Annotated in this window: 22 protein-coding genes, 5 tRNA genes and 1 pseudogene; 6 read left to right on the top strand and 22 right to left on the bottom strand. The window is 71.5% G+C overall.

Going from position 1 to position 25,329, the window contains the following annotated elements:
• Positions 1–6: 6 nt before the first annotated feature.
• The 3 genes from rsmD to ACFYZL_RS22630 are packed head-to-tail and all read right to left on the bottom strand — an operon-like array spanning position 7 to position 4,490.
• Positions 7–585, bottom strand: coding sequence for a 16S rRNA (guanine(966)-N(2))-methyltransferase RsmD (rsmD, locus tag ACFYZL_RS22640; protein WP_384745235.1), 579 nt, complete (start codon positions 583–585; stop codon positions 7–9).
• A 43-nt stretch (positions 586–628) separates the two neighbouring features.
• Positions 629–2,836 carry an ATP-dependent DNA helicase RecG gene (gene recG / locus ACFYZL_RS22635; protein ID WP_388681205.1) on the bottom strand — a complete coding sequence of 736 codons (2,208 nt, stop codon included), beginning with the start codon at positions 2,834–2,836 and terminating at the stop codon, positions 629–631.
• 16 nt (positions 2,837–2,852) lie between these two features.
• Complete coding sequence (locus ACFYZL_RS22630) at positions 2,853–4,490, bottom strand: DAK2 domain-containing protein (RefSeq protein WP_388681202.1); 1,638 nt, start codon at positions 4,488–4,490, stop codon at positions 2,853–2,855.
• 240 nt (positions 4,491–4,730) lie between these two features.
• Between ACFYZL_RS22630 and rpmB the strand changes: the two genes are divergently transcribed.
• Positions 4,731–4,916: a 50S ribosomal protein L28 gene (rpmB, locus tag ACFYZL_RS22625; protein ID WP_007266795.1), complete on the top strand. Its 186-nt coding sequence runs from the start codon at positions 4,731–4,733 to the stop codon at positions 4,914–4,916.
• 214 nt (positions 4,917–5,130) lie between these two features.
• On the opposite strand, the gene thiD is transcribed toward rpmB, so the two are convergent.
• Together thiD and ACFYZL_RS22615 are read right to left on the bottom strand one after the other, a co-directional pair.
• Entirely contained in the window at positions 5,131–5,931 is an 801-nt protein-coding gene (gene thiD / locus ACFYZL_RS22620; protein ID WP_384756185.1) for a bifunctional hydroxymethylpyrimidine kinase/phosphomethylpyrimidine kinase, read from the bottom strand.
• Positions 5,928–6,911, bottom strand: a complete 984-nt coding sequence (locus ACFYZL_RS22615; protein ID WP_384756188.1) for a thiamine-phosphate kinase — start codon at positions 6,909–6,911, stop codon at positions 5,928–5,930. The genes thiD and ACFYZL_RS22615 overlap by 4 nt, the downstream gene beginning before the upstream one ends.
• A 245-nt stretch (positions 6,912–7,156) precedes the next feature.
• Here ACFYZL_RS22615 and ACFYZL_RS22610 point away from each other — a divergent pair, with 245 nt between their 5' ends.
• Both ACFYZL_RS22610 and ACFYZL_RS22605 read left to right on the top strand, forming a co-directional pair.
• On the top strand, positions 7,157–7,390 hold the full coding sequence (locus ACFYZL_RS22610) for an Lrp/AsnC family transcriptional regulator (RefSeq protein WP_030028650.1): 234 nt from the start codon (positions 7,157–7,159) through the stop codon (positions 7,388–7,390).
• 23 nt (positions 7,391–7,413) lie between these two features.
• Positions 7,414–7,917 carry a DUF3515 family protein gene (locus tag ACFYZL_RS22605; protein WP_384756190.1) on the top strand — a complete coding sequence of 168 codons (504 nt, stop codon included), beginning with the start codon at positions 7,414–7,416 and terminating at the stop codon, positions 7,915–7,917.
• Positions 7,918–8,011: 94 nt separating this feature from the next.
• Here the strand turns inward: ACFYZL_RS22605 and ACFYZL_RS22600 are convergent, their stop codons facing one another.
• From ACFYZL_RS22600 to ACFYZL_RS22590, 3 genes are read right to left on the bottom strand one after another with little or no spacing between them, the layout of a single operon-like run.
• Positions 8,012–9,169, bottom strand: a complete 1,158-nt coding sequence (locus ACFYZL_RS22600) for a D-alanine--D-alanine ligase family protein (RefSeq protein ID WP_384756193.1) — start codon at positions 9,167–9,169, stop codon at positions 8,012–8,014.
• 39 nt (positions 9,170–9,208) lie between these two features.
• Positions 9,209–10,219: an NAD(P)H-dependent glycerol-3-phosphate dehydrogenase gene (locus ACFYZL_RS22595; RefSeq protein WP_384756196.1), complete on the bottom strand. Its 1,011-nt coding sequence runs from the start codon at positions 10,217–10,219 to the stop codon at positions 9,209–9,211.
• Positions 10,216–10,968 (bottom strand): lysophospholipid acyltransferase family protein, encoded by a 753-nt coding sequence (locus ACFYZL_RS22590; RefSeq protein ID WP_384756198.1) that lies wholly within the window; start codon positions 10,966–10,968, stop codon positions 10,216–10,218. The genes ACFYZL_RS22595 and ACFYZL_RS22590 overlap by 4 nt, the downstream gene beginning before the upstream one ends.
• Before the next feature lie 154 nt (positions 10,969–11,122).
• On the opposite strand from ACFYZL_RS22590, the pseudogene cofC reads away from it, so the two are divergent.
• Positions 11,123–11,779, top strand: a pseudogene (gene cofC / locus ACFYZL_RS22585) (2-phospho-L-lactate guanylyltransferase); the annotation flags it as partial.
• Positions 11,780–12,117: 338 nt separating this feature from the next.
• On the opposite strand, the gene ACFYZL_RS22580 reads toward cofC, so the two are convergent.
• From ACFYZL_RS22580 to leuC, 4 genes are all read right to left on the bottom strand, one after another.
• Positions 12,118–12,789, bottom strand: a complete 672-nt coding sequence (locus ACFYZL_RS22580) for an HU family DNA-binding protein (RefSeq protein WP_384590586.1) — start codon at positions 12,787–12,789, stop codon at positions 12,118–12,120.
• Between the two features lie 144 nt (positions 12,790–12,933).
• Positions 12,934–13,161 (bottom strand): hypothetical protein, encoded by a 228-nt coding sequence (locus ACFYZL_RS22575; protein WP_384756201.1) that lies wholly within the window; start codon positions 13,159–13,161, stop codon positions 12,934–12,936.
• Between the two features lie 137 nt (positions 13,162–13,298).
• Positions 13,299–13,892, bottom strand: coding sequence for a 3-isopropylmalate dehydratase small subunit (gene leuD / locus ACFYZL_RS22570; RefSeq protein ID WP_384756204.1), 594 nt, complete (start codon positions 13,890–13,892; stop codon positions 13,299–13,301).
• 3 nt (positions 13,893–13,895) lie between these two features.
• Positions 13,896–15,320 (bottom strand): 3-isopropylmalate dehydratase large subunit, encoded by a 1,425-nt coding sequence (leuC, locus tag ACFYZL_RS22565; protein WP_384756206.1) that lies wholly within the window; start codon positions 15,318–15,320, stop codon positions 13,896–13,898.
• 184 nt (positions 15,321–15,504) lie between these two features.
• Here leuC and ndgR point away from each other — a divergent pair, with 184 nt between their 5' ends.
• Positions 15,505–16,221, top strand: a complete 717-nt coding sequence (ndgR, locus tag ACFYZL_RS22560; RefSeq protein ID WP_073911130.1) for an IclR family transcriptional regulator NdgR — start codon at positions 15,505–15,507, stop codon at positions 16,219–16,221.
• Positions 16,222–16,381: 160 nt separating this feature from the next.
• Here the strand turns inward: ndgR and ACFYZL_RS22555 are convergent.
• The 10 genes from ACFYZL_RS22555 to ACFYZL_RS22510 all read right to left on the bottom strand — a co-directional run bounded on the left by ACFYZL_RS22555 (position 16,382) and on the right by ACFYZL_RS22510 (position 21,051).
• Positions 16,382–16,454, bottom strand: a tRNA-Glu gene (locus ACFYZL_RS22555).
• Between the two features lie 14 nt (positions 16,455–16,468).
• Positions 16,469–16,540: transfer RNA gene (locus ACFYZL_RS22550), tRNA-Gln, on the bottom strand.
• A gap of 24 nt (positions 16,541–16,564) precedes the next feature.
• Positions 16,565–16,637, bottom strand: a tRNA-Glu gene (locus tag ACFYZL_RS22545).
• A gap of 61 nt (positions 16,638–16,698) precedes the next feature.
• A tRNA-Glu gene (locus ACFYZL_RS22540) sits at positions 16,699–16,771 on the bottom strand.
• Positions 16,772–16,798: 27 nt separating this feature from the next.
• Positions 16,799–16,870, bottom strand: a tRNA-Gln gene (locus tag ACFYZL_RS22535).
• 86 nt (positions 16,871–16,956) lie between these two features.
• On the bottom strand, positions 16,957–17,685 hold the full coding sequence (locus ACFYZL_RS22530) for an HAD family hydrolase (RefSeq protein ID WP_388681192.1): 729 nt from the start codon (positions 17,683–17,685) through the stop codon (positions 16,957–16,959).
• 10 nt (positions 17,686–17,695) lie between these two features.
• On the bottom strand, positions 17,696–18,373 hold the full coding sequence (locus ACFYZL_RS22525) for a DUF4241 domain-containing protein (protein ID WP_388681189.1): 678 nt from the start codon (positions 18,371–18,373) through the stop codon (positions 17,696–17,698).
• A gap of 133 nt (positions 18,374–18,506) precedes the next feature.
• Complete coding sequence (gene gltX, locus ACFYZL_RS22520; RefSeq protein WP_388681186.1) at positions 18,507–19,982, bottom strand: glutamate--tRNA ligase; 1,476 nt, start codon at positions 19,980–19,982, stop codon at positions 18,507–18,509.
• Entirely contained in the window at positions 19,975–20,766 is a 792-nt protein-coding gene (locus ACFYZL_RS22515) for a fumarylacetoacetate hydrolase family protein (RefSeq protein WP_384756292.1), read from the bottom strand. Before ACFYZL_RS22515 ends, gltX begins: the two co-directional genes overlap by 8 nt.
• A gap of 96 nt (positions 20,767–20,862) precedes the next feature.
• Positions 20,863–21,051, bottom strand: a complete 189-nt coding sequence (locus ACFYZL_RS22510) for a hypothetical protein (RefSeq protein WP_384756289.1) — start codon at positions 21,049–21,051, stop codon at positions 20,863–20,865.
• A gap of 564 nt (positions 21,052–21,615) precedes the next feature.
• Here ACFYZL_RS22510 and ACFYZL_RS22505 point away from each other — a divergent pair.
• Positions 21,616–25,320: a nitrate- and nitrite sensing domain-containing protein gene (locus tag ACFYZL_RS22505; protein ID WP_388681182.1), complete on the top strand. Its 3,705-nt coding sequence runs from the start codon at positions 21,616–21,618 to the stop codon at positions 25,318–25,320.
• Positions 25,321–25,329 lie beyond the last annotated feature (9 nt).

Below are 25,329 nucleotides of genomic sequence, written 5' to 3'. Positions count from 1 at the left end.
CCTCGTTCATGAGTCTTCGCTGGTGAAGGCGGCGCGACCGTACCAAAGGGTGCCCTCGCCGTACTTCCGGGACCTCAGCGGCTCGAAGCCCTCGGGCCACGGAAAGGCGCCGCTCCTCGTGCTGCGCTCCACGGTGACGAGCGCGTCGTCCGTGATCCAGCCATTGGACCGGAGTGTGAGGAGGATCTCCCGCAGTTCCGCGTGGTCCACGGCGTACGGCGGGTCCAGGAAGACGATGTCGTACGGGTCGCCGGGCGCGGCTCCCGCGATGACCTGCTCGGCCTTGCCCGCCCGGAACTCCGCGCCGGGCAGGCCCAGCGCCTTGATGTTGTCCCGGATCGCCTTGGCGGCCTTGGCGTCGGCCTCGACCAGCAGGGTGTGGGCCGCACCGCGCGAGAGGGCCTCCAGGCCCACGGCGCCGGAGCCGCCGTACAGGTCGAGCACCCGGGCCCCATCGACGCCGTGCAGCGACTCCCAGGTGGAGAAGAGCCCTTCGCGCATCCGGTCCGAGGTCGGCCTGGTGCCGGTGCCCGGGGGCACGGTCAGCCGTCGCCCGCCGGCGCTGCCGGCGATCACGCGGGTCATCTGGGGGTCCTTCGATCTTCGGGGACAACGGGCACCCCCATTGTCAGCCCTTCTCCAGGTACTGCTCCCGCTCGGTGTCCAGGAGTGCGTCCAGCGCGGTGCGCAGGCCCGGCAGCCGCTCCAGCTCCGGATCGGCGGCGACGACGCGGCCCGCCTCCTCTCGGGCCTGGGCGATGACCTCCTCGTCCTCGATGACGGACAGCACCCGCAGCGAGGAGCGCACCCCGGACTGGGCCTGGCCCAGCACGTCGCCCTCGCGGCGCGCCTCCAGGTCGATCCGGGAGAGCTCGAAGCCGTCCAGGGTGGCGGCGACGGCGGCCAGCCGGGCGCGGGCGGGGCTCGCCTCGTGCATCTCGCTGACCAGCAGGCACAGCCCCGGTGCGGAGCCCCGGCCGACTCGGCCGCGCAGCTGGTGGAGCTGGGAGACGCCGAAGCGGTCCGCGTCCATGATCACCATGACGGTGGAGTTCGGGACGTTCACGCCGACCTCGATCACGGTCGTGGCGACGAGCACCTTGACGTCGCCGGCGGCGAATCGGCGCATCACGTCGTCCTTGTCGGCCGGATCCATCCGGCCGTGCAGCACCTCCACCGACAGCCCGGCGAGCGGGCCGCGCGTGAGCTGCTCGGCGATGTCGAGGACGGCGAGCGGCGGCCGCTTCTCTGCGTCGTCCTCGGCGGAGCCCTTCTTCTTCGGCTCCTCCTCGTCTCCGATGCGGGGGCAGACCACGTACGCCTGGTGGCCGTTCTCCACCTCCTCGTGGACCCGTTCCCAGGCCCGGGCGAGGAAGTGCGGCTTGTCCTTGGCGGGGACCACGTGCGTGGCGATCGGGGACCGGCCTGCGGGCAGCTGGTCGAGGACGGAGGTCTCCAGATCGCCGAAGACGGTCATCGCCACGGTGCGCGGGATCGGGGTCGCGGTCATGACGAGCAGGTGCGGCGGCTGCTTCCCCTTGGACCGCAGGGCGTCGCGCTGTTCCACGCCGAAGCGGTGCTGTTCGTCGACGACGACCAGCCCGAGGTCGTGGAACTGCACCTTGTCCTCGATCAGCGCGTGCGTGCCGATCACGATCCCGGCTTCGCCGGTGACGAGGTCGAGCAGCGCCTGCCGCCGTGCGGGCATCCCCATCGACCCGGTGAGCAGCACCACTTTGGTGCCCTGGTCCGAGCCGCCGAGCATGCCCCCCTCGGCCAGCTCGCCCATCATCTCGGTGATGGAGCGGTGGTGCTGCTGGGCGAGCACCTCGGTGGGCGCGAGCATGGCGGCCTGCCCGCCGGAGTCGACGACGGCGAGCATGGCCCGCAGCGCGACCATCGTTTTCCCCGATCCGACCTCGCCCTGGAGGAGGCGGTGCATGGGGTGTTCGGTGGCCAGGTCGTCGAAGATCTCCTTGGAGACGTTCCGCTGGCCCTCGGTGAGGGTGAACGGGAGCTTGGCGTCGAAGGAGTCGAGGAGGCCGCCGGGGCCGGGGCGGCGGGGAACGGCCGGGAGTTGGGCGTCGGCGTGCCGGCGGCGGGCCAGGGCGACCTGGAGGACGAACGCCTCGTCCCACTTCAGGCGCTGACGGGCGTCCTCCACGTCGGCCTTGGCGGCCGGCCGGTGGATCTTCAGCAGGGCCTCGGTGAGCGGGACCAGGCCGCGGCCGTCGCGCAGGGCTGCCGGCAGCGGGTCCACGACGTCCTGGGCCCTGGGCAGCACGGCGTCCACGCACTTGGCGATCTTCCAGGACTCCAGCTTGGCGCAGGCCGGGTAGATCGGGATGAGCCGGCCCGCGAAGGCGGCCGCCGCGTCCTGGTCGGAGGCGTCCGCGCCGAGCGGCTCGTACGCGGGGTGGGCGAGCTGGAGCTTGCGGTTGAACAGGGAGACCTTGCCGGCGAACATCGCGCGGCTGCCGGGCAGCAGTTCCTTGTGCGGCTTGTGGACCCCGGCGCCGAAGAAGACCAGTTGGAGGCGGCCGTTTCCGTCGGTGATGGTGACTTCGAGGCGCTTGCCGCCGCCGCGGCTGCCCTGGTAGGTGAGCAGCCGGGCGTCGGCGACCTGCGCGACGACGGTGACGTGCTCGTCGATCTGGTCGGCGAGATCGGCCAGCGAGGTCAGCTCGCCGCGCTCGGCGTACCGCCGCGGGTAGTGGTGGAGCAGGTCCAGGGCCGTGTGCAGGCCGAGCTGCTCGGCCAGCACCTTGGCGGTGGCGGGGCCGAGCGTCTTCTTGAGGTCTTCGTCGAGCGCGGGCACGTGTTCATTGCACACCATCGCGCTGACAAGCCCGCTATTCCACCCCGATGAGCAGCGGCGCCGACCAGCGGCCGCCCCGGTAGGTGACGGTGTCCACGGCCAGGTGCCCCTGCTGCACGTACGCCTCCAGGCGCTCGGCGAGGGCGTCCGGCACCTCGGGTCCCAGGACCAGGGTGACGAGTTCGCCGCCGGAACCGAGCATCCGGTCCAGGACGGCCTCGGCGGTCTCGGGCAGGCCCTCGCCGATGACGGCGACGTCACCGTCGATGAGGCCGAGCACGTCGCCGGCCTGGCAGATGCCGGCCGAGGTGAAGGACTGCCGTTCGGCGACGGCCAGTTCCCCGTAGCGGGTGGCGCCGGCGGCCGCGGTCATGGCGACCACGTCCTCGTCGAAGGGGCCGTCCGCGTCGTGCACGGCGAGGGCGGCGAGGCTCTGGACGGCCGAGCGGGTGGGGATCACCGCGACCCGTACGCCCTCGGCGCGGGCCTGGTCGGCCGCTGCGGACGCCGCCGCCCGCAGCTCGGCGCCGCCCGGCAGCAGGACCACCTCGCGGGCGTGCGCGCGCCGCACGGCGTCGAGGAGTCCGTCGATGTCCGGTGCCTCCCCGGCGCGGGCGAGCACGGTGGTCGCGCCGGCCTCCTCGCACAGCCCGGCCAGGCCCTCGCCCGGGACCACGGCGACCACGGCCCGCTGGACGCGTTCGCCGCGCGCCCGGCGCCGTTCGTCGCCGAAGTGCGTGATCCGTATCCGGTACGGGCGACCGGCCACGACGCCGGCCTCCACGGCAGCGCCCGGGTCGTCGACGTGGACGTGGACGTTCCACAGCCCCTCGCCGCCGACCACCACCAGCGAGTCGCCCAGGCCGTCGAGCCGGCCGCGCAGCTCCTCCACCGCCGCCTCGGGGGCCTCCAGCAGGTAGACCACCTCGTAGGCGGGCCCGGCCTCCTGATCGCAGGGCTCGGTGGGCTCCGGTACGGGCACGGTCCGGCCGCGGACCTCCTCGGGGGCCGGCTCCTGTCCGGACAGCGCCTGCCACAGGGCCCCGAGTACGGCGACCAGCCCGCAGCCCCCCGCGTCGACGACCCCGGCGCGGCCGAGCGCGGCCAGCTGCCCGGGGGTCTCGGCAAGGGCGGTGCGGGCCGCCGCGTAGGCGGCCCCGGCCACGTCGGCGGCGGTCCCGGCGGCGGCCCCCGCGGCCTCGGCGGCCCGTGCCGCCGCGGCCGCGACGGTGAGCATGGTGCCCTCCACCGGGTGGGCGACGGCCTCGTACGCCTCTTCCGCGGCCCGGGTCAGCGCACGGGCCAGCAGCCGGCCGGGGTCCCGGTCCCCGGGCTCGTCGCCCAGGACGTCGGCCACGCCCCGCAGCAGCTGCGCCAGGATGGTCCCGGAGTTGCCGCGTGCGCCTATGAGGGCGCCGTGCGCGTAGGCCCGTACGGCCTGGGCCAGGGAGGCGGGCGCCGTGTCCTGCGTCACCTGCGTGACGGCGCGGGCTCCGGATTCGGCGGTGAGGTAGAGGTTGGTGCCGGTGTCCGCGTCGGCCACCGGATAGACGTTGATCGCGTCGATGTCCTCGCGGGCCCGGCCCAGTGCGGTCAGGGCCAGCGAGCTCCAGGTGCGCACCACTTCGGCGTCGAGCTCGTCGGCGTACTGCGGCTGCGGCTCGTGCGGCACCGGGCGTTCCTCCTTGTGCGGGCCAGGGTTCACCGCAGGGTAACGCCGGACCGCCCGCGCGACGGGACCCCGGGGCGGGAGCGGCGGCGGCCGTGGTAGTTTTCTTGGACGGGAGCAGTCGTTGTATGCTGCTCCGGTTGCCCGACGAGAGTCGGGCCATTCTTCCGGCAAACCACTTCAGACCTCTGATCCGGTGCGCCGGATTTCACTGTAATTGCATCTGAAGTTTTGGAGTGACCTGTGGCTGCCAACTGCGACGTTTGCGCCAAGGGGCCGAGCTTCGGCAACAACATCTCCCACTCGCACCGCCGCACCTCGCGTCGCTGGAACCCGAACATCCAGCGCGTCCGTGCCGTGGTCAATGGGACGCCGAAGCGCCTCAACGCCTGCACCTCGTGCATCAAGGCCGGCAAGGTCTCGCGCTGACGCCTCCCGTCGTAGCGCAGCCCTACCGGTTGCCACAAAAGGCCGGTTCACCTCTGGTGAACCGGCCTTTTGTCTTGTCCTGAGTCCGTCGCGGGGGGCCGCCCGCCCGGCCCGGCCCCCCCCCCCCCGGGGGGGCCCCCCCCCCCCCCCCGGGGCCGCCCGGGCCCCCCCCCCCCCCCCCCCCCCCCCCCCCCCCCCCCCCCACTGCCGTGGGTCAACGCCACTGCCAGCCGTGGTCCACCGGGCCGATGCCCCCGCCGAGCGTGAAGCCGGCGGCGATGGCGCCCGTGACGTACTCCTTGGCCGCGGTGACGGCCGCCGGGACGGTCAGCCCCTTGGCGAGGCCGGCGGCGACGGCGCTCGCGAGGGTGCAGCCCGTTCCGTGCGTGTGCCGGTTGGGGTGCCGGGGGGCGCGCAGCCAATGCTCCTCGGTTCCGTCCGTGAGCAGGTCCACGGCCTCGTCCCCGTGGGCCGCCAGGTGTCCGCCCTTGATGAGCGCCCAGCGGGGGCCGTGGTCGAGGATCGCGTCGGCCGCTCGCCGCATGTCGTCCTCGCGCTCCACTACCAGGCCGGTGAGCTGCGCCACCTCGTCGAGGTTGGGCGTGGCCACGGTGGCCCGGGGGAGCAGCTCCTGTCGTACGGCGTCCAGTGCCGAGGCGGCGAGCAGTGCGTCCCCGTGCTTGGAGACGCCGACGGGGTCCACGACGGCCGGAGCCCCGGTGGTGGCCAGCAGTTCGGCCACGGTCTCCACGAGCACGGCGGAGGAGAGCATCCCGGTCTTCACGGCCTGTACGCCGATGTCGCCCACGACGGCCCTGAACTGGCTCCTGACGGCCTCCGGGGGCAGCTCCCAGACGCCCTGCACCCCGAGGGAGTTCTGCGCCGTCACGGCGGTCACCACGCTCATGCCGTGGACGCCGAGCGCCAGCATGGTCTTGAGGTCGGCCTGGATGCCCGCGCCGCCGCCGGAGTCGGATCCGGCGACGGTCAGGCACAGCGGCGGGGCGACGCTCACGCCGGGCCGTCCTGGGGTGCCGGGTCGGCCCCGAAGTGGTCCCAGCCGCCGGTGCTGGCCCAGGGGGCGCCGTCCACGGTCACCTGGGGCAGCGCGGAGCGGTTGAGCACTCCCCCGATGACCTTCCAGCGGGCGGGCAGCTTCACGTCGGGCGGGAAGGTCGCCACGATCGCGTGGTCCTCTCCCCCGGTGAGGACCCACTGGAGCGGGTCCACGCCGACGGCCTGGCCGATGTCGTACATCTGGGTCGGGATGTCGAGGGCGGCCGTGTGCAGGTCGATCCGCACCTTGCTGGCCTCGGCGATGTGCCCGAGGTCGGCGATCAGGCCGTCGCTGACGTCGGTCATGGCGGTGGCGCCGAGTCCGGCGGCCGCCGGGCCCGCGTGGTACGGGGGCTCCGGGCGCCGGTGGGCCTCGACGAAGGCCCGCGGGGAGCGGAAGCCGCGCGAGAGCACGGCGAAGCCCGCGGCGGACCAGCCGAGCCAGCCGGTGACGGCGACGACGTCGCCGGGCCGGGCGCCGGAGCGCAGGACGGGCTCGTGGTTGCGCAGGTCGCCGAGTGCGGTGATGGCGACGGTGATGTCGTCGCCGCGGACCACGTCGCCGCCGACGACGGCCGCGCCGGCCACCTGGCACTCGTCGCGGATGCCGTCCATGAGCTCCGTGGGCCAGGTGACCGGCAGCTCGGCCGGTACGACGAGGCCGAGGAGGAGCGCGGTGGGCACGGCGCCCATGGCCGCGATGTCGGCCAGGTTCTGTGCGGCGGCCTTGCGGCCGACGTCGTACGCCGTGGACCAGTCGCGCCGGAAGTGCCTGCCTTCCAACAGGATGTCGGTGCTCGCCACGACCCTGCGGTCGGGGGCCGACACCACCGCGGCGTCGTCGCCCGGGCCGAGCCGGACCGCCGGGGTGGTGGTGAGCCGTGAGGTGAGTTCCCGAATGAGGCCGAACTCCCCCAGCTCGCCCACAGTGCCCTTCATCGCTGTGCCCCTTCTTGCCCAGTCCGCTTGCGGTCGCGAGCCGTCACAGCTCTGGGTACCGTCAACAGATACGTCAACTTCTGCTCTCCGTACGCCCCGCTGCGCGCGGCGCCTGGCCCCCGGGTCTCCCCGTGGCGCTCGGCGACGCGGTACCGTGGCGTCCCTTCTTCCCCCGGCCCTTTCGATCGTGTCGGGCCCACCCGAAGGTTAGGGGAAATGATCCTCGTGGCCGCCCTGGAGGTTCCGTGGTACAGGCGTACATCCTTATCCAGACCGAGGTGGGCAAGGCGTCGTTCGTCGCCGAGTCCATCGGCCAGATCCCGGGGGTGATCCAGGCCGAGGACGTGACGGGTCCGTACGACGTGATCGTGCGCGCCCAGGCCGACACCGTGGACGAGCTCGGCCGCATGGTGGTCGCCAAGGTCCAGCAGGTGGAGGGGATCACCCGCACCCTGACCTGCCCGGTGGTCCATCTGTAGCCCCCGTCTACTGTTGGCCGGTGATGTCCCTACACCGCCGGCCCGTCGTCCGTGTCCGTGCCCTGACCGCCGCTGCCGCCGCGACGGCCCTCGTGGCCCTCGCGGCGTGCTCCCCGGGTGGTTCCGAGGCCCGGGTGGACCCGCCTCCCACGCCGCCGGCCGAGGTCGCGGGGCTCTGTGCGGCGCTGCACGGGGAGCTCCCGGAAACGGTGGCCGGTCAGGCCCGGACCGCAACCGAACCGGAGTCCCCGCTCACCGCCGCGTGGGGCGGCTCGGCGATCGTACTGCGGTGCGGTATCCCCAGGCCCCCGGCGATGGCCGATCCGGAGCAGGAGGGCGTCCAGGTGAACGGCGTCTCCTGGCTGCTGGAGAAGCTCGACGACGGGGGTTTCCGGTTCACCACCGGTATGCGGAAGGCGTACACGGAGGTCGTGGTCGACAAGGAGCATGCCACGGACGCGGGAATGCTGGTGGGGTTGTCCACGGCCGTGGCCAAGACGGTGCCCGAGGGCATCTCCTCGTACTGAACCCGCCGCCGCACCGCCCTCACAGCGACCGCCCGCCGACCGGCCCTTTTCGGGGCGGGTCGGCGGGCGGTCTGCCGTACGGGGTCCGGTGCGGCTAGCGCAGGCCGGTGGAGCGGCGCAGGGCGGCCTGGAGCAGGCGGTCGACCAGCTCCTGGTAGCCGATGCCCGACTCCTGCCACATCAGCGGGTACATCGAGATCGGGGTGAAGCCCGGCATCGTGTTGATCTCGTTGATGACGAACTCGCCGTCCTCGGTGAGGAAGAAGTCGGCGCGCACCAGGCCCTCGCAGGACGCTGCCTCGAAGGCCTCGATCGCCAGGCGCTGGACCTCGGCGGTCTGCTCCGGGGTGAGCGGGGCGGGCACGATCCCGGAGGCGGAGTCGATGTACTTCGCCTCGAAGTCGTAGAAGTCGTGGCTGGAGACCGGCGGGATCTCCGCGGGGGCGCTCGCGCGCGGCCCGTCCTCGAATTCCAGCACGCCGCACTCGATCTCGCGGCCGCGCAGCAGCGCCTCCACGATGAACTTCGGGTCGTGGCGGCGCGCCTCGCGGATCGCCGCGTCGAGACCGGAGGGGTCGTCGACCTTGGTGATGCCGATGGAGGAGCCGGCCCGGGCGGGCTTGATGAACAGCGGCCAGCCGTGCTCGGCGGCGAAGTCCAGGATCCGGCCCTTTGCGGCGGCCTGGTCGGCCTCCCACTCGCGGGGGCGGATGGTCACGTACGGGCCGACGCTCAGCCCGAAGGAGGTGAACACCCGCTTCATGTAGTCCTTGTCCTGGCCGACGGCCGAGGCGAGGACGCCCGAGCCGACGTACGGGATCCCGGAGAGCTCCAGGAGGCCCTGCAGGGTGCCGTCCTCGCCGTACGGGCCGTGGAGGACGGGGAACACCACGTCGACCTCGCCCAGGGCCTTGGGGACGGCGCCGGGCTCGGTGTAGACGACCTGGCGGCTGGCGGGGTCCACCGAGAGGACGACGGAGCCGTCCTCGGAGTCCGCGAGCTCCTCGACGCTCGGGAGCTGCCGGTCTGCGATGGCCATCCGCTCGGGCTCGTCGGCGGTCAGCGCCCACCGGCCGTCCGTGGTGATGCCGATGGGCAGCACCTCGTACTTGGACCGGTCGATGGAGCGCAGGACGGCGCCCGCCGTGACGACCGAGATGGCGTGTTCCGAGCTGCGGCCGCCGAACACGACGGCCACGCGGGGCTTGCGGCCCTGCTGCTCAGGGGTCTGGGGGAGGTTCTCGCTGCTCATATCGCCACGAGGGTACCCGCTCATGCGTGCGGAAGGGTGTCAGCGACGTTCCGGTTTGGCGCTGCGACCCATCAGTTCCTTCAGCGCGACCAGGGTGGGCTTGCCGTGGTGGACGATGTCGACGACGGTGTCGGTGATCGGCATGTCCACCCCGTGCCGGCGCGCCAGATCGGCCACGGACTGGCAGGACTTGACCCCCTCGGCGGTCTGCTTGGTGACCGCGATGGTCTCCTCCAGGGTCATCCCGCGGCCCAGGTTGGTGCCGAAGGTGTGGTTCCTGGAGAGCGGCGAGGAGCAGGTGGCGACCAGGTCGCCGAGGCCCGCGAGGCCGGAGAAGGTGAGCGGGTCTGCGCCCATCGCCACGCCCAGGCGGGTCGCTTCGGCGAGTCCGCGGGTGATGAGCGAGCCCTTGGTGTTGTCGCCGAGGCCCATGCCGTCCGCGATGCCGACGGCGAGGCCGATGACGTTCTTGACGGCGCCGCCCAGTTCGCAGCCGATGACGTCCGTGCTCGTGTACGGGCGGAAGTACGGGGTGTGGCAGGCGGCCTGGAGGCGCTGCGCCACGGCCTCGTCCACGCAGGCGACGACGGAGGCGGCGGGCTGCCGGGCGGCGATCTCGCGGGCCAGGTTGGGGCCGGTGACCACGGCGATGCGCTCGGCGGGGACCTTGGCCACCTCCTCGATGACCTCGCTCATCCGCTTGGCGGTGCCGAGTTCGATGCCCTTCATGAGGGAGACGAGCACCGTGTCGGGGGCCAGCAGCGGCGCCCAGGAGGCGAGGTTGCCGCGCAGCGTCTGGGAGGGGACGGCGAGGACGGTGAAGTCGGCGTCGGCCGCGGCCTCGGCCGGGTCGGTGGTGGCCCGCAGGCCCGCGGGGAGTTCGACTCCGGGGAAGTAGTCCGGGTTGGTCCGGCCGGTGTTGATGGCGTCGACCAGCTCCCGGCGGCGGCCCCACAGGGTCACCTCGCAGCCCGCGTCGGCGAGCACGATGGCGAAGGCCGTGCCCCACGAGCCTGTTCCGAAGACGGCCGCCTTCACGGGACGTGTCACTTCTTGCCCTCCCCCGCGGCCTTGCGCCGCTGTTCCGCCCTGGCCTTGCGATGGTCGTACGGCTGCTCGGGCGCCTTTTCGCCCCGCAGCTCCTCCAGCAGCCCGGTGATGGCCGCCATGATGACCTCGGTGACCTCCTTGAGCACGTCCGGGGTGGGTTCCCGGTCGTAGAAGGCGGAGAGGTCCACCGGCGGTCCGGCGAGCACCTGGAGGGTCTTGCGCGGGAAGAGGCTGACCTTGTTCTCCTTGGCGTAGGGCGGCATGGCGAGATTCGCGCCCCACTGCGCCACGGGAATGACGGGCGCCTTGGTGATCAGTGCGACACGGGCGGCGCCGGTCTTGCCGGCCATCGGCCACATGTCGGGGTCGCGGGTGAGGGTGCCCTCCGGGTAAAAGGCCACGCATTCGCCGCGCTCGATGGCGTCCACGGCGGCCCGGAATGCGTCCAGGGCGTTGGTGCTCTCCCGGTAGACCGGGATCTGCCCGCTGCCGCGCAGGATCGAGCCGACGAAAGGCACCTTGAAGAGGGCGGCCTTCGCGAGCAATCGGGGCACGCGGCCGGTGTTGTACTGGAAGTGCGCGTAGGAGAGCGGGTCCAGATACGAGTTGTGATTGACGGCGGTGATAAATCCGCCCTCGACCGGAATGTGCTCCATTCCCCGCCAGTCCCGCTTGAAGAGCACTACCAACGGCGGTTTTGCGATGACCGCAGCCAGGCGGTACCAGAAGCCGATTCTGCGGCGGGACACTCGGACACCTTCCTCTAGGACCGGTGCGCGGCTTGGGCACCTCGTCGGCCGGACAAGTGTGGCCCCCGGTCCGGTCTCTGTCGAGAACACCGTACGCCCCGCTCGCGACAGGCGGCCCCGGGGTCGCCTCGGCCGAGGTGACAATGGGGGCCGAGTGCGCCGGAGGGAAACCCGAGGGAAGGGGGCGGCCACGAACGCCGTCTGGAGTCTGGTGGTCCCGCTGAAGCCTCTGGCGGTGGCCAAGAGCCGTCTCGCCGCGTCCGTGGGCGCGGCCCGTCCCGGACTCGCCCTCGCCTTCGCCCTGGACACCGTCGCCGGGGCGCTGGCCTGCGCCGCCGTCGCGGATGTGGTGGTCGTCACGGACGACGCGGCGGCCGGGGCGGAACTCGCGGGTCTGGGGGCCCGGATCGTCCCGGACACCCCGGGGGCCGGTCTCAACGCGGCCCTGGCCCATGGGGTCCGGGCGGTGAGGGCGGGGCGGCCCGGGGCTGCGGTGGCCGCGATGAACGCCGATCTGCCCGCGCTGCGACCCCCTGAATTGCTACGCGTGCTCGATACGGCCGCCGCATTTCCCCGGGCATTTCTGGCGGATGCCGCCGGAATCGGGACGACCTTGCTTTCGGCGGCCCCGGACGTGGAATTGGCACCCTCGTTCGGAGGGCCGTCGCGGGCCAGGCATTCGGCCTCGGGGGCGGTGGAAATCGCACTGGCGGGCGTCGACAGCGTGCGGCGCGACGTGGACACGGCGGCGGATCTGCGGACCGCCCTCGCCCTCGGCGTGGGCCGCCACACGGCCCGATACAGTTCCGGTATGCAGGCGACCGCGTACACGTACGATTCCGAGACCCGAAGCGGCAGTGTGCTGCTGGACGACGGCACCCCGGTGCCCTTCGAGACAGCGGCCTTCGACGCGGGGGGCCTGCGGATGCTGAGGCCCGGGCAGCGGGTCCGGATCGAGACGGACGGCGAGGGCCCGGCGTTGCGGATCACCCTGGTCACGCTGCAGACCTTCTGAATTCCGTCCCTCCCACGCTTCCGACCTGCGAGAACCCCGCGGGAACCCGCGGTACGGAAAGCGGCAGGGGCAACGCACCGCGGGCCGGCTCCCCCATGGGGAACCGGCCCGGCGTGTGTGACTCGTACCCCTGATTACTTCTTGCGGGCGGTCGTCTTCTTCGCGGTGGCCTTGCGCGTCGTCGTCTTCTTGGCGGGCGCGGTCGTCTTCGCGGTGGCCTTCTTGGCCGCCGGAGCGGTCTTCTTGGCGGCGGCGGTGGTCTTCTTCGCCGCCGTCGCGGCCTTCTTGACCGCGGTGGCCTTCTTCGCCGGGGTGGCCTTCTTGGCCACGGCGGTCTTGGCGACGGCCTTCTTCGCGGTCGCGGTGGTCTTCTTCGCCACGACCTTCTTTGCGACCGCGGTCTTTGCCGCGGCCTTCTTGGCGGTGGTGGCCTTCTTCGCGGCGGCCTTCTTGACCGTCGCGGAGGCACCGCCGGTGAGGCTGCCCTTGGGCGCCTTCTTCACCGAGACCTCGCCGCCCTTGGGGAGCTTCTTGGTGCCGCTGACCAGGTCCTTGAAGCCCTGGCCCGCGCGGAAGCGGGGCACCGAGGTCTTCTTGACCCGGACGCGCTCACCCGTCTGGGGGTTGCGGGCGTAACGGGCCGGCCGGTCGACTTTCTCGAACGAGCCGAAGCCCGTGACCGAGACCCGGTCGCCCGCGACGGTAGCGCGGACGATCGCGTCCAGTACCGCGTCGACAGCGTCCGCGGCCTGCTGGCGGCCGCCCAGCTTGTCGGCAATCGCTTCTACGAGCTGCGCCTTGTTCACGTCTTCCCCTTCGGAGACTTCGCCAGAACGAATGTGTTCAAGCTTATTTCGCACGTTAGGCGGATATATACCGCAAATCAAACACGAAACGGGCTAATCACCCTAGTGCCGCAACGCCGGAGGACGTTACGGAGTTCCTTCGCATCAGTCGCCTTCAGGGAATCGACCCTCGTCGAGGTCCTTCATCAACCTGTCCAGGCGCCTTGCCGCATCGGCGAGATCGTGCTTCGCCGCGGCCGTGACGACCAACAGCTTCCGGGACAGCGCCATCCTTACGCCCTCCGGGACTTGCAGTGAGCGCACCCGTGTGTGTGCTTCTTTCAATCGGTCCGCGACGAGTTCGTAGAGCTCAAGTTGAGTGTCGCGTTCCATGCACAGATTGTGCCATCTGGGGCGAGTTGTCGCCTCACGGGGCCTCAACACACAGCTGTGCCCCCCACCATCCGGTGGGGGGCACAGTGTTGTCGATGTGATCACCCAAAGGTGAATAAGCGCTGATCAGGCAGGAATCAGGCCTGAACGGTGCGCGGCTTGAAGGCCGGGCGGGCGCTTTCGTACGTGGCGATGTCCGCTTCGTTCTGAAGGGTGAGCGAGATGTCGTCCAGCCCCTCCAGCAGGCGCCAGCGGGCGTTGTCGTCGAGCTCGAACTCCGCTACGACGCCCTCCGCTCGGACCTCGCGGGCGACCAGGTCGACCGTGATCTCGGCGGCCGGGTCGGCCTCGGTCAGCTCCCACAGCTTGTCGACCGTCTCCTGCGGGAGGACCACGGTCAGCAGGCCGTTCTTCAGCGAGTTCCCGCGGAAGATGTCGGCGAAGCGTGCGGAGATGACCGTCTTGAAGCCGAAGTTCTGCAGGGCCCAGACGGCGTGCTCGCGCGAGGAGCCCGTACCGAAGTCGGGACCGGCGACCAGGACGGTCGCGCCGGCGCGCTCCGGACGGTTCGTGACGAACTCCGGGTCCTTGCGCCAGGCCTCGAAGAGCCCGTCCTCGAACCCGTCGCGGGTGATCTTCTTCAGCCAGTGGGCCGGGATGATCTGGTCGGTGTCGACGTTGCTGCGGCGCAGCGGGACGGCCCGGCCGGTGTGGGTGGTGAAGGCTTCCATGGTTCAGACTCCGGCGGTCGCGTCGGCGGCGGACAGGTCGGCGGGCGAGGCCAGGTGGCCCAGCACGGCGGTGGCGGCGGCCACCTGCGGGGAGACCAGGTGGGTGCGTCCACCCTTGCCCTGCCGGCCCTCGAAGTTGCGGTTGGAGGTGGACGCGGAGCGCTCACCGGGCGCCAGTTGGTCGGGGTTCATGCCCAGACACATCGAGCAGCCCGCGTGCCGCCACTCGGCGCCGGCCTCCTTGAAGACCTTGTCCAGGCCCTCTTCCACGGCCTGGAGGGCGACCCGGACCGAGCCCGGGACGACCAGCATCCGTACGCCGTCGGCGACTTTGCGGCCCTCGACGATGCCGGCGACGGCGCGCAGGTCCTCGATGCGGCCGTTGGTGCAGGAACCTACGAAGACGGTGTCGACCTTGATGTCGCGCAGCGGCTGCCCGGCGGTCAACCCCATGTACTCCAGGGCCTTTTCCGCGGCCAGGCGCTCCGAAGCGTCCTCGTACGAAGCCGGGTCGGGGACGTTGGCCGACAGCGGCGCGCCCTGGCCCGGGTTGGTGCCCCAGGTGACGAACGGGGACAGCGAGGCACCGTCGATGACGACCTCGGCGTCGAAGACCGCGTCGTCGTCGGTGCGCAGCGTCCGCCAGTACGCGACGGCGGCGTCCCAGTCCTCGCCCGCGGGGGCGTGGTCGCGGCCCTCGAGGTAGTCGAAGGTGGTCTGGTCGGGGGCGATCATGCCCGCGCGGGCACCGGCCTCGATCGACATGTTGCAGATGGTCATGCGGGCTTCCATCGAGAGCTTCTCGATGGCCTCGCCGCGGTACTCCAGGACGTAGCCCTGGCCGCCGCCGGTGCCGATCTTGGCGATGATGGCCAGGATCAGGTCCTTGGCGGTGACGCCCTCGGCCAGCGCGCCGGTGACGGTGATCGCCATCGTCTTCGGGCGGGCCAGCGGCAGCGTCTGGGTGGCCAGCACGTGCTCGACCTGGCTGGTGCCGATGCCGAAGGCCAGCGCACCGAACGCGCCGTGCGTCGAGGTGTGCGAGTCACCGCAGACCACGGTGGTACCGGGCTGGGTCAGACCCAGCTGCGGGCCCACGACGTGCACGACACCCTGCTCGACATCGCCCAGCGAGTGCAGCCGCACGCCGAACTCGGCGCAGTTCCTGCGCAGCGTCTCCAGCTGAGCCCGGGAGACCGGGTCGGCGATCGGCTTGTCGATGTCCAGGGTGGGGGTGTTGTGGTCCTCGGTCGCGATGGTGAGGTCGAGGCGTCGGACCTTGCGGCCGGCCTGGCGCAGGCCCTCGAAGGCCTGCGGGCTGGTCACCTCGTGCAGCAGGTGCAGATCGATGAAGAGGAGGTCGGGCTCGCCTTCGGCGCGCCGGACGACATGGTCGTCCCAGACCTTCTCCGCGAGTGTCCTACCCATCGCTTTCCCTCCGACCGGCCGGTTGTGCCGGCACTTCATAGAGATCTGTTGCGCCTGATCGCCCGTACCGCACGTCTCGGACAACGGCTCGGACCCAGTGGTTCGTGGACCCGCACATACAGACTCGCTTGTTCTTGGAAAATTTGAACTTGCGTTTCACAGTGTGAGACGCGAATATCGTTTCATGGACAACTCTAGCGGCGTCGGCGTTCTCGACAAGGCAGCTCTCGTATTGAGCGCACTGGAGTCCGGTCCGGCCACCCTCGCCGGGCTGGTCGCGGCGACAGGGCTCGCACGACCCACGGCACACCGGCTGGCCGTGGCACTGGAACACCACCGGATGGTGGCGAGGGACATGCAGGGCCGGTTCATCCTCGGTCCGCGGTTGGCGGAACTCGCCGCCGCGGCCGGCGAGGACCGACTGCTGGCCACGGCGGGACCGGTACTGACACACCTGCGCGACGTGACGGGCGAGAGCGCGCAGCTCTACCGCCGTCAGGGAGACATGCGCATCTGCGTGGCGGCCGCCGAGCGGCTGTCGGGCCTGCGGGACACCGTCCCGGTGGGCTCCACGCTCCCCATGAAGGCCGGCTCGGCCGCGCAGATCCTGATGGCCTGGGAGGAGCCCGAGCGGCTCCACCGCGGCCTCCAGGGCGCGCGTTTCACGGCGACGGCCCTGTCGGGCGTACGACGCCGCGGCTGGGCGCAGTCGATCGGCGAGCGGGAGCCCGGTGTGGCCTCCGTCTCGGCGCCCGTACGCGGGCCGTCGAACCGCGTGGTGGCCTCCGTGTCGGTCTCCGGGCCGATCGAGCGCCTGACCCGCCACCCGGGCCGTATGCACGCCCAGGCCGTCATCGACGCGGCCGCCCGACTGTCGGAGGCCCTGCGCCGCTCCGGCTGACCCCTGCCCTGTTCCCACCCAACCCCCGGGCCCGGGGGCGCGTTCGACGCCGCACACGTCCGAACACGCGCCTCCGGGCCCGTACTTGTAGGCGTGCGGGCCGAGCCCGGACACAGCGAAGAGGCCCTCCGCGATGAACGCGGAGGGCCTCTTCTGTGCGTACCCCCGACCGGATTCGAACCGGCGCTACCGCCTTGAGAGGGCGGCGTGCTAGGCCGCTACACAACGGGGGCTTGCAGGTACTGCGCTGGGCTACCAGGACTCGAACCTAGAACAAAGGAACCAGAAACCTTCGTGTTGCCAATTACACCATAGCCCAAGGGTGGTCTAGACCAGACCACAGTACCCCCGACCGGATTCGAACCGGCGCTACCGCCTTGAGAGGGCGGCGTGCTAGGCCGCTACACAACGGGGGCCCTAGCGATCCTGCATCAAAATGTCCGGGTGCGACCCTGGAGATCTCGCGGGAAGGATCTGTACCCCCGACCGGATTCGAACCGGCGCTACCGCCTTGAGAGGGCGGCGTGCTAGGCCGCTACACAACGGGGGCTAAGCACTGCGTTACTGCTGCACTGCGCTGGGGTACCAGGACTCGAACCTAGAATAAGGGAACCAGAAACCCTCGTGTTGCCAATTACACTATACCCCACCGAAAGTCAACCCCTTGGGGGGCTTTTCTTTCGAGTGGCGCCTCCGTCCGGCCTTTCGGCCCGCTCCGGCGGCGCAGAAAGAACATTACCGGATGCCTGACCGTGCTCCAAAACGGGTATCTGCGGCCAGCAGCTGGGGGAGCCGGTCAAGGCCCTCGATCCTGTGTGCGCCATCGGGTCCCGGGCCCCGACCGCCGTCCCGGTCGAGCCAGAAAGCCATCAGCCCGGCGTCGCGGGCGCCCCGCGCGTCGATCTCGGGCTGGTCCCCCACGTACGCCACTTCGTCCGGAGCCAGGCCCAGCGCCTCGCAGCCGGCGAGGAAGGCCGCCGCCTCGGGCTTGCTCACCCCGAGTTCGACGGCACAGACCAGCACCTCGAAGCGGTCGCGCAGGCCGAGGTCGCGCAGCTTGGGGTCCTGGTTGACGAGGGAGGAGTTGGAGAGCACCCCGTGCCGGTAGTCGACGGCGAGGGCGTCGAGCACGGGCACCACGTCGGGGAAGACCGTCCAGGCCGCCTTGTAGTGGGCGACGTACTGGTCGAACCAGGCGTCGGCCTGGCCGTCGGTCATCACGGGCCGCCCCAGGAACTCCCGCACCCGGTCCCGCCGCTGCCCCTGGAAGGTGCCCTCGCCGGCGGCGAAGCGGGCCCAGTGCCGGTCGGTGATGCGCCGCCAGAGCGCGAGCGCCTCGGCGGGGGTTCCGTACCGCTCGGCGATCCCCTCGACCTCCAGGTGCCGCGCGAGCCCCGCGGCGTCGGCCCCGGTGTAGTCGAACAGGGTGTCGTCGATGTCCCAGAGCACGGCGCGGATCGGCATGGGGCCGAGGCTACGCCGCTTCCGCCTCCGGCGGAGGCACGACGAAGAAGTCCGTGACGAAGCAGGTGATCTCCCCCTCGGCGTCGCGGCCCACCCAGGTCGGGTACGAGCCGTCGCCCCAGCCGGAGGAGAAGGCCACGAGGTCGTGCCCCGCCTCGCCCTCGACGCGGTGGGCGCCGGGGGCGTGGCCCGTCTTCTCGAACGCGTCCCACAACGGCCCCACGTCGCCCTCGCAGTCGGGGAAGGACTCGTCGGCGGCGGCGTCGTAGAAGCAGCCCGTACCGGCGTCCACGCCGTAGCCGAAGTACTCGCCGTCACCGAGCCCGGACGGGTCCTGGCCGCCCCGCAGCGCCAGTTCCCAGGAGGCGGCCGGGGTGTCGCGGATCACCAGCCGGGCGGCGGCGACCCTGTGGTGCCCCTCGCCGGGCGCGGGCTCGGGCTCCCCGGCCGGGGTGAGGGTGGCCATGGCGACCTCCACGCGGTAGCGGCCCGGCTCCACCTGCGCGGTGAAGGCCGCCGGGTCGCCGCCGCCGACGTAGACGAAGGGGTCGCAGGCCACGACGCGGCCGGTGGGCAGCCACAGGGAGCCCCCTTCGGCCACCGCGAGGGTGCCGGTCGACCCATCCTCGTACGAGAAGGTGGCACCGGGGGTGAAGAACCCGGCGAGGTCCGGGGCGGCGAGCGGCATGGCGGGGCCTTTCGTACGGCGCGGGGCTCTGGTCGGTCTTCGAGCGTGGACGACCATAGCGGCGGCCCCCGACAACGCCGCAGGGGGCGGCGGCCGGAGGTCCGGCCGCCGCCCCCTGCGGGACGCGCGGGTGTTACGCGGCGAGCTTCGCCAGGGCCGCGTCGATGCGGGCCAGGGAGCGCTCCTTGCCCAGGATCTCCAGGGACTCGAAGAGCGGCAGGCCGACCGTGCGGCCGGTGACGGCCACGCGGACCGGGGCCTGGGCCTTGCCGAGCTTGAGGCCGTGCGCCTCGCCGGCGGTCAGGACGGCCTGCTTGAGGGACTCCGGGTCGGACCAGTCGGCCGACTCCAGGTTCTCGCGCGCCGTGGTCAGCAGGGCCGCCGGCTCGCCCTTCATCGCCTTGTCCCAGGACGCCTGGTCCTCCACCGGCTCCTTCAGGAACAGGAAGTCGACGTTGGCGGTGATCTCGGAGAGGACCGTCACACGGGTCTGGGCGTACGGCGCGATGCGCTCCCAGGCCTCGGCGTCGAACTCCTCGGGCGCCCAGTTGGCGTGCGGGGCCTGCAGCCACGGGGCGCAGCGGTCCGCGAAGACCTTCGGGTCGAGCAGGCGGATGTGGTCGCCGTTGATCGACTCGGCCTTCTTCAGGTCGAAGCGCGCCGGGTTGGCGTTGACGCCGTCGATGTCGAACTTCGCCACCATCTCCTCGATCGAGAAGACGTCCTGGTCCTTGGAGAAGGACCAGCCGAGCAGCGAGAGGTAGTTCAGCAGGCCCTCGGGGAGGAAGCCGCGCTCGCGGTACAGGTTGAGCGAGGCCTCGGGGTCGCGCTTGGAGAGCTTCTTGTTGCCCTCGCCCATCACGTACGGCAGGTGCCCGAACGCGGGGGTGGTCTTGGCGACGCCCAGCTCGATCAGCGCCTTGTAGAGGGCGATCTGGCGGGGGGTGGAGGAGAGCAGGTCCTCGCCGCGCAGGACGTGCGTGATCTCCATCAGCGCGTCATCGACCGGGTTGACCAGCGTGTACAGCGGGGCGCCGTTGGCCCGGACGATGCCGAAGTCCGGCACGTTGTCCGGGGTGAAGGTGAGCTCGCCGCGGACGAGGTCCGTGAAGGTGATGGGCTCGTCGGGCATCCGGAAGCGGACGATGGAGGTGCGGTGCTCGCCCTCGTACGCCTCGACCTGCACGGTGGTGAGCTCGCGGCAGTGGCCGTCGTACCCGGAGGGCTTGCCGGCGGCGCGGGCGGCCGCGCGGCGGGCGTCGAGCTCCTCGGTGGTGCAGTAGCACCGGTAGGCGTAGCCGCCGTCGAGGAGCTTGGCCGCGACGTCCTTGTAGATGTCCATGCGCTCGGACTGGCGGTAGGGGGCGTGCGGGCCGCCGACCTCGGGGCCCTCGTCCCAGGTGAAGCCGAGCCAGCGCAGCGAGTCGAGCAGCTGGCCGTACGACTCCTCGGAGTCGCGGGCCGCGTCGGTGTCCTCGATGCGGAAGACGAACGTGCCGCCGTGGTGGCGGGCGAACGCCCAGTTGAAGAGGGCGGTTCGGACCAGGCCCACGTGGGGGTTGCCGGTCGGGGAGGGACAGAAACGTACGCGGGGGGTCGCGTTAGCCACGCTTGATCACCTTGTTGGTGAGAGTGCCGATGCCTTCGATGGTGACGGCGACCTCGTCGCCGACGTGTAGGGGGCCGACTCCGGCCGGGGTCCCCGTGAGGATGACGTCGCCCGGGAGCAGCGTCATGGCCTCGCTGATGTGCACGACCAGGTCCTCGATGGAGCGGACCATGTCGCTGGTGCGGCCGAGCTGGCGTTGTTCGCCGTTGACCGTGCACTGGATGGTCAGGTCGCTCGGGTCCAGGTCCGTCTCGATCCAGGGGCCGAGAGGACAGGAGCTGTCGAAGCCCTTGGCCCGCGCCCACTGCTTCTCGCGCTGCTGGACGTCGCGCGCGGTGACGTCGTTGGCGCAGGTGTAGCCGAGGATGACGTCCTTGACGCGCTCGCGCGGGACCTCGCGGCACATGCGACCGATGACCACGGCCAGCTCGGCCTCGTGGTGGACGTCCTGGGAGAAGGAGGGGTACGCGATCGGGTCGCCGGGGCCGACCACCGAGGTGGAGGGCTTGAAGAAGGTGATCGGCGCGTCCGGGACCTCGTTTCCGAGCTCCGCCGCGTGCTCCGCGTAGTTGCGGCCGATGGCCACGACCTTGTTGGGGAGCACGGGCGGCAGCAGCCGGACCTTGCTCAGCGGGACCTTCGTGCCGGAGAGCTCGAAGTCCGCGAACGGGATGCCCTTGATGATGTCGAGGACGAGCTCACCCTCGGACGCCGCGAGGGCTGCGTCGCCCTCGACCGCGCCGAAGGCGACATTTCCGTCGATCGAGAACCTGGCGATGCGCACGTGTTGCGTCTGCCCCTCTGTATTTCCGCCTGCCGGAGTCTGCGGACCCAGGCTAACGCGGTGGGCAGCGGCGCTCCGCGCTGTTTCGCGCGGCCGCTACTGCGCCGGGGTGACGACCGGTGCGTCCATGAGGACCGTGCGGCGCGGGTTGGCCGTCTGGGTCGGCAGCTCGACGGCGTGCTCCGGAGCGGCCGGGGCCGCCTGCAGCTCCTCGGCGTCCTTGAGGTGCGCGAGGGTGGTGCGGCGGGGGTTGGCTATGTTGCGGAACATCGTGGTCGTCTTCATGGGGGTTTCAGGCCTCAGCTGGTCTGTGGGTGCCGGTTGACGCGGCCGTCAACCCTGTAAAGGGCAAGGCTAAACATCCAAATCCCTCGCCGAACCGGTAAGTAATGGCCACGGCTATGTGAGTTTGCTCACCAGGCACCCGGCAATACCGGCATAACGGACAGTCAAAATGAGCCGAAGAAACGGACATTGCGCCACTGAATGTTCCATTCCGCTGCTGATCATCTCGACTGGGACACCTTGACATCCCCGGCGTTTGGGCGGTGTAAGTCCGGTTTCGACCGAAAGGACGTCTACATCGCGTAGTGCCGCAGTCACATGTCGTCACCGACTCTCCGGGCCGACACGCGCACCTTGTTGGAGATCCGCCACTGTGCTGGAATTCGCGGGACCACCGCGGGAATCAACCGGCGCGCAGGTGGCGCGACTGGCGCCGAGCGCGGTGGCAGTCAGTAGGAGACGCGCCGGTCACCGACGACCGCCATGGGGCCGTTAGTGCCCCACGACTCGACACCGTTCCGCCGGTCTCCCGGTGGGACGCCTGGTCCAGAGGTTGCGACGCTAGTGCAGGGACGATTCAAGAGGGACGGCAAGGGGTCTCCCCAGGCCCGCCAGGGCCGTGGCGATGCCGCCGCCGAGCAGGAGCCGCGCGGGACCGACCGTGGCACCTCGCCCCAGCACGCCCAGAACCGCGGGCCGGCTGTCGAAGGCGCCGGCCGCGACGCCTCCGCCACGGTGAAGGCGAAGGGCCGCGGGAAGTCCGCCAAGGCCGGTGAGGCCGAGCCACAGGACACGGCGATACCGAAGGCCCCCAGCGGGCCCGGTTCCCGTCTCGCCATGCAGAACTGGCGAATCAGCACGCGACTGGTGTCGCTGCTGACCCTGCCGGTCGTCGCCGCCACCACCCTCGGTGGCTTCCGCATCAACGACTCGCTCAACGACATCGCGCAGCTCGAGCACATGCAGCTGCTGACGACGATGACCCGGCAGGCCACCCACCTGGCCGCCCAGCTCCAGGAGGAGCGGGACATCTCGGCGGGTCCGCTCACGCTCTCCAAGGGCAAGAGCAACACCACGGTCGACGCGAAGCGCCTGGACACCGACAACGCCGTCAAGGCCTTCGCCGCCGCGACGGAGAAGGTCGACGACGTCGAGGGCAAGGACGACACCCTCAAGTCGATCCGCAACAACATCCTGCAGATCGGCCGTCAGATCGCCAACATCGGCGACATCCGCGAGCACGCGTACGCCAGCGGTGCCCAGCAGACCGTCACCGAGTACAACGCGATCATCGTCTCGCTCCTCTCCCTCTCCCAGGACATGGCGCAGGCCACCTCCAACCCGGAGATGATCAAGCGCACGCGCGCCCTGGCGGCCTTCTCGGCCTCCAAGGAGTACGCCTCCATCCAGCGCGCGATCATCGCCGCCTCGCTCCCCGAGGGCACGGGCGGTCAGGGCTCGCTGAAGGAGAACGACCGCCTCTACGCGCTCTCCGCGCAGCGCGGTGAGGCGCAGGCGAAGAAGACCTTCGAACTCGTCTACCAGGGCCGGTCCGAGGAGCTCCTCGCCGCCCTCGGCGACGGCAACGCCGAAATCGCCAGTGCCGACCACTACGCGCGCCGCGTCCTCGGCAGCGAGACCCAGTTCGCCAAGGAGACGCAGTACCGCTCCTGGCTGGACTGGTACGACGCCGACGGCATCAAGCTCTCGGCCATGAAGCAGATCGAGCTCAGCCTCCTCGAGGACATGGAGCAGAAGGCCCGCGAGCTCAAGCAGGAGTCGCAGCAGGACGCCATCATCAACGGTGCCCTGATCCTCCTGGTGCTCGGCGTCTCGCTCGTCGGCGCCTTCGTCATGGCCCGCTCGATGATCCGCTCGCTGCGCCGTCTCCAGGACACCGCCACCCGCGTCGCCCAGGACCGTCTGCCCGAGCTCGTCAAGCAGCTCTCCGAGTCCGACCCGCAGGACGTCGACACGTCCGTGGAGTCGGTCGGCGTGCACACCCGCGACGAGATCGGCCAGGTGGCCGCGGCATTCGACGACGTGCACCGCGAGGCCGTCCGCCTCGCCGCCGAGCAGGCCCTCCTGCGAGGCAACGTCAACGCGATGTTCACCAACCTCTCGCGGCGTTCGCAGGGCCTCATCCAGCGTCAGCTCTCGCTCATCTCCGAGCTGGAGTCGCGCGAGGCCGACCCGGACCAGCTGTCCTCGCTCTTCAAGCTCGACCACCTCGCGACCCGCATGCGCCGTAACGGCGAAAACCTCCTCGTCCTCGCGGGCGAGGAGCCCGGTCGCCGCTGGACCCGCCCCGTCCCGCTCGTCGACGTGCTCCGCGCCGCCGCGTCCGAGGTGGAGCAGTACGAGCGCATCGAACTGGCCTCGGTGCCGGGCACCGACGTCGCCGGCCGAGTCGTCAACGACCTCGTGCACCTCCTCGCCGAGCTGCTGGAGAACGCCACCTCGTTCTCCTCCCCGCAGACCAAGGTCAGGGTCACCGGTCACGCGCTTCCCGACGGCCGTGTGCTCGTCGAGATCCACGACACCGGCATCGGCCTGTCCCCCGAGGACCTCGCCGCGATCAACGAGCGCCTCGCGGCGCCGCCGACCGTGGACGTCTCCGTCTCCCGCCGCATGGGCCTGTTCGTGGTCGGCCGCCTGTCCCTGCGACACGGCATCCGCATCCAGCTGCGCCCCTCCGACTCGGGTGGTACGACGGCCCTCGTCATGCTTCCGGTGGACGTCGCCCAGGGCGGCAAGAAGCCGGGCGGTCCCGGTGCTCCGGGCGGCCAGGCTCCGGCCGGTGGCCCGGCCGCGGGCGCGCAGGGCTCCGTCCCCGGTCCCGCCGGGCGTCAGCCCGTGGGTGCCCCTCCGCAGCGCGGCCAGGTCGGCGCGGGCGGTCAGCGCGCCGCACTGCCGGGTCGTGACGGCGCCGCCGGTCCGCAGCGTCCGCAGGGCGGCCGGCCCCAGCAGCCGGGCGGCCAGGGCGGCTTCGGCGGCGGTGCTCCGACCGGTCCGACCGGCCAGGGTCAGGGACAGGGCGGCTTCGGCGGCGGTGCTCCGCTGCCGGGTCGCGGCGCGGCCGGCGCGGGCGCCGGCGCCGCGAACTTCGCGGGTGCCGGACTCTCCGGCGGCCCCCAGGCCCGACCGACGGGCGCGCCCTCGGGATTCCAGCAGGGCAACGGCTTCGAGCGCCCGCAGCAGCCGCAGCCGCAGCAGCCGCAGCAGCCCCAGGCCCAGCAGCCCCAGCAGCAGCCGCAGTCCTTCCAGCAGCCGGCCGCCCCCACGGCGCCCGGGCACAACGGCGGGCGGCCGCAGCTCCCGCCGCGCGGCGGCGCCCCGCGTGCGGAGCTTCCCGCCCCGCAGACCACCAGCTGGGGTACCGACCAGGCACGCGGCCACGACGAGCTGTCGGGCCCCGGCTCCACGTCCGAGTTCCCCCGCCCCGACTTCAACGCCCCGCTCCCCCAGGGGAACGGCGGCAACAGCACGACCGGGCAGTTCGAGCGTCCCGACGTACGGAACTACCAGGACCAGTCGACCACCGGCCAGTTCGAGCGCCCGGGCGGTTTCCAGCCCCAGCGTCCGGGCGGCCCGGGGGTGGGCGGGTTCCCCCGTTCGCCGCAGGCCCCGCAGCAGCAGCCGCAGGCTCCGCAGCCCGGCGGCGACTACCTGCCCGTACCGCCTCCGCGCCCCGAGGCCCCGAGCCTGCCGCAGGCCCCGCAGCCCGAGGCCCTGCCTCCGGCGACGGGCCACGGCCAGGACCGCAGCCCGATCTTCGACACGCTGGAGTCGAACTGGTTCCGCGAGGAGGGGCAGCAGCCCCCCGCGCAGGTACCCGCCGTGCCCCAGCAGCCGCAGCAGTCCGCTCCGGCGGCCCCGGCCCCGCAGCAGCACCAGCTGCCGCAGCGCGGCCAGGAGCTCGCGGCCGAGCCCGCCCAGACGACGACCGGCGCCATGCCGACCGTCAGCTGGAAGTCCTCACCGAACGACGAGCTGATGCGCCAGGCCGAGCGCGTGCGCCAGCCCGCCGCCGGCGGCATCACCACCTCGGGTCTGCCCCGCCGGGTTCCGCGGGCCAACCTCGTGGCCGGTACCGCGCAGCAGCAGGCGGACGCACAGGCCGGTCCTCAGGTTTCGCGGGCACCCGATGACGTCCGCGGCCGTCTGACCAACCTCCGACGGGGTATCCAGCAGGGTCGCCAGGCCGGCAACAGTGGTCCGGCGACCGGCAGTTACCACATCGACCCCACTTACCAGCAGGAGCGTTAGTTGAGTTCG

The sequence above is a fragment of the Streptomyces sp. NPDC001717 genome, assembly GCF_042892775.1.
Classification (GTDB): Bacteria; Actinomycetota; Actinomycetes; order Streptomycetales; family Streptomycetaceae; genus Streptomyces.
The sequence above is the reverse complement of the archived record's forward strand: the minus strand, read 5'-3'. Positions and strand labels throughout refer to the sequence as shown.

Bases quoted from the DNA above. Each gene is read 5' to 3' on its own strand.
- rsmD (WP_384745235.1), bottom strand. From the start codon at position 585: ATGACCCGCGTGATCGCCGGCAGCGCCGGCGGGCGACGGCTGACCGTG.
- ACFYZL_RS22615 (WP_384756188.1), bottom strand. From the start codon at position 6,911: ATGAAGGGCACTGTGGGCGAGCTGGGGGAGTTCGGCCTCATTCGGGAA.
- ACFYZL_RS22510 (WP_384756289.1), bottom strand. From the start codon at position 21,051: ATGAAGACGACCACGATGTTCCGCAACATAGCCAACCCCCGCCGCACC.
- ACFYZL_RS22525 (WP_388681189.1), bottom strand. From the start codon at position 18,373: ATGCCGCTCGCCGCCCCGGACCTCGCCGGGTTCTTCACCCCCGGTGCC.
- recG (WP_388681205.1), bottom strand. From the start codon at position 2,836: ATGGTGTGCAATGAACACGTGCCCGCGCTCGACGAAGACCTCAAGAAG.
- leuD (WP_384756204.1), bottom strand. From the start codon at position 13,892: ATGGAAGCCTTCACCACCCACACCGGCCGGGCCGTCCCGCTGCGCCGC.
- ndgR (WP_073911130.1), top strand. From the start codon at position 15,505: ATGGACAACTCTAGCGGCGTCGGCGTTCTCGACAAGGCAGCTCTCGTA.
- ACFYZL_RS22605 (WP_384756190.1), top strand. From the start codon at position 7,414: ATGTCCCTACACCGCCGGCCCGTCGTCCGTGTCCGTGCCCTGACCGCC.
- ACFYZL_RS22600 (WP_384756193.1), bottom strand. From the start codon at position 9,169: ATGAGCAGCGAGAACCTCCCCCAGACCCCTGAGCAGCAGGGCCGCAAG.
- ACFYZL_RS22575 (WP_384756201.1), bottom strand. From the start codon at position 13,161: ATGGAACGCGACACTCAACTTGAGCTCTACGAACTCGTCGCGGACCGA.
- ACFYZL_RS22530 (WP_388681192.1), bottom strand. From the start codon at position 17,685: ATGCCGATCCGCGCCGTGCTCTGGGACATCGACGACACCCTGTTCGAC.
- leuC (WP_384756206.1), bottom strand. From the start codon at position 15,320: ATGGGTAGGACACTCGCGGAGAAGGTCTGGGACGACCATGTCGTCCGG.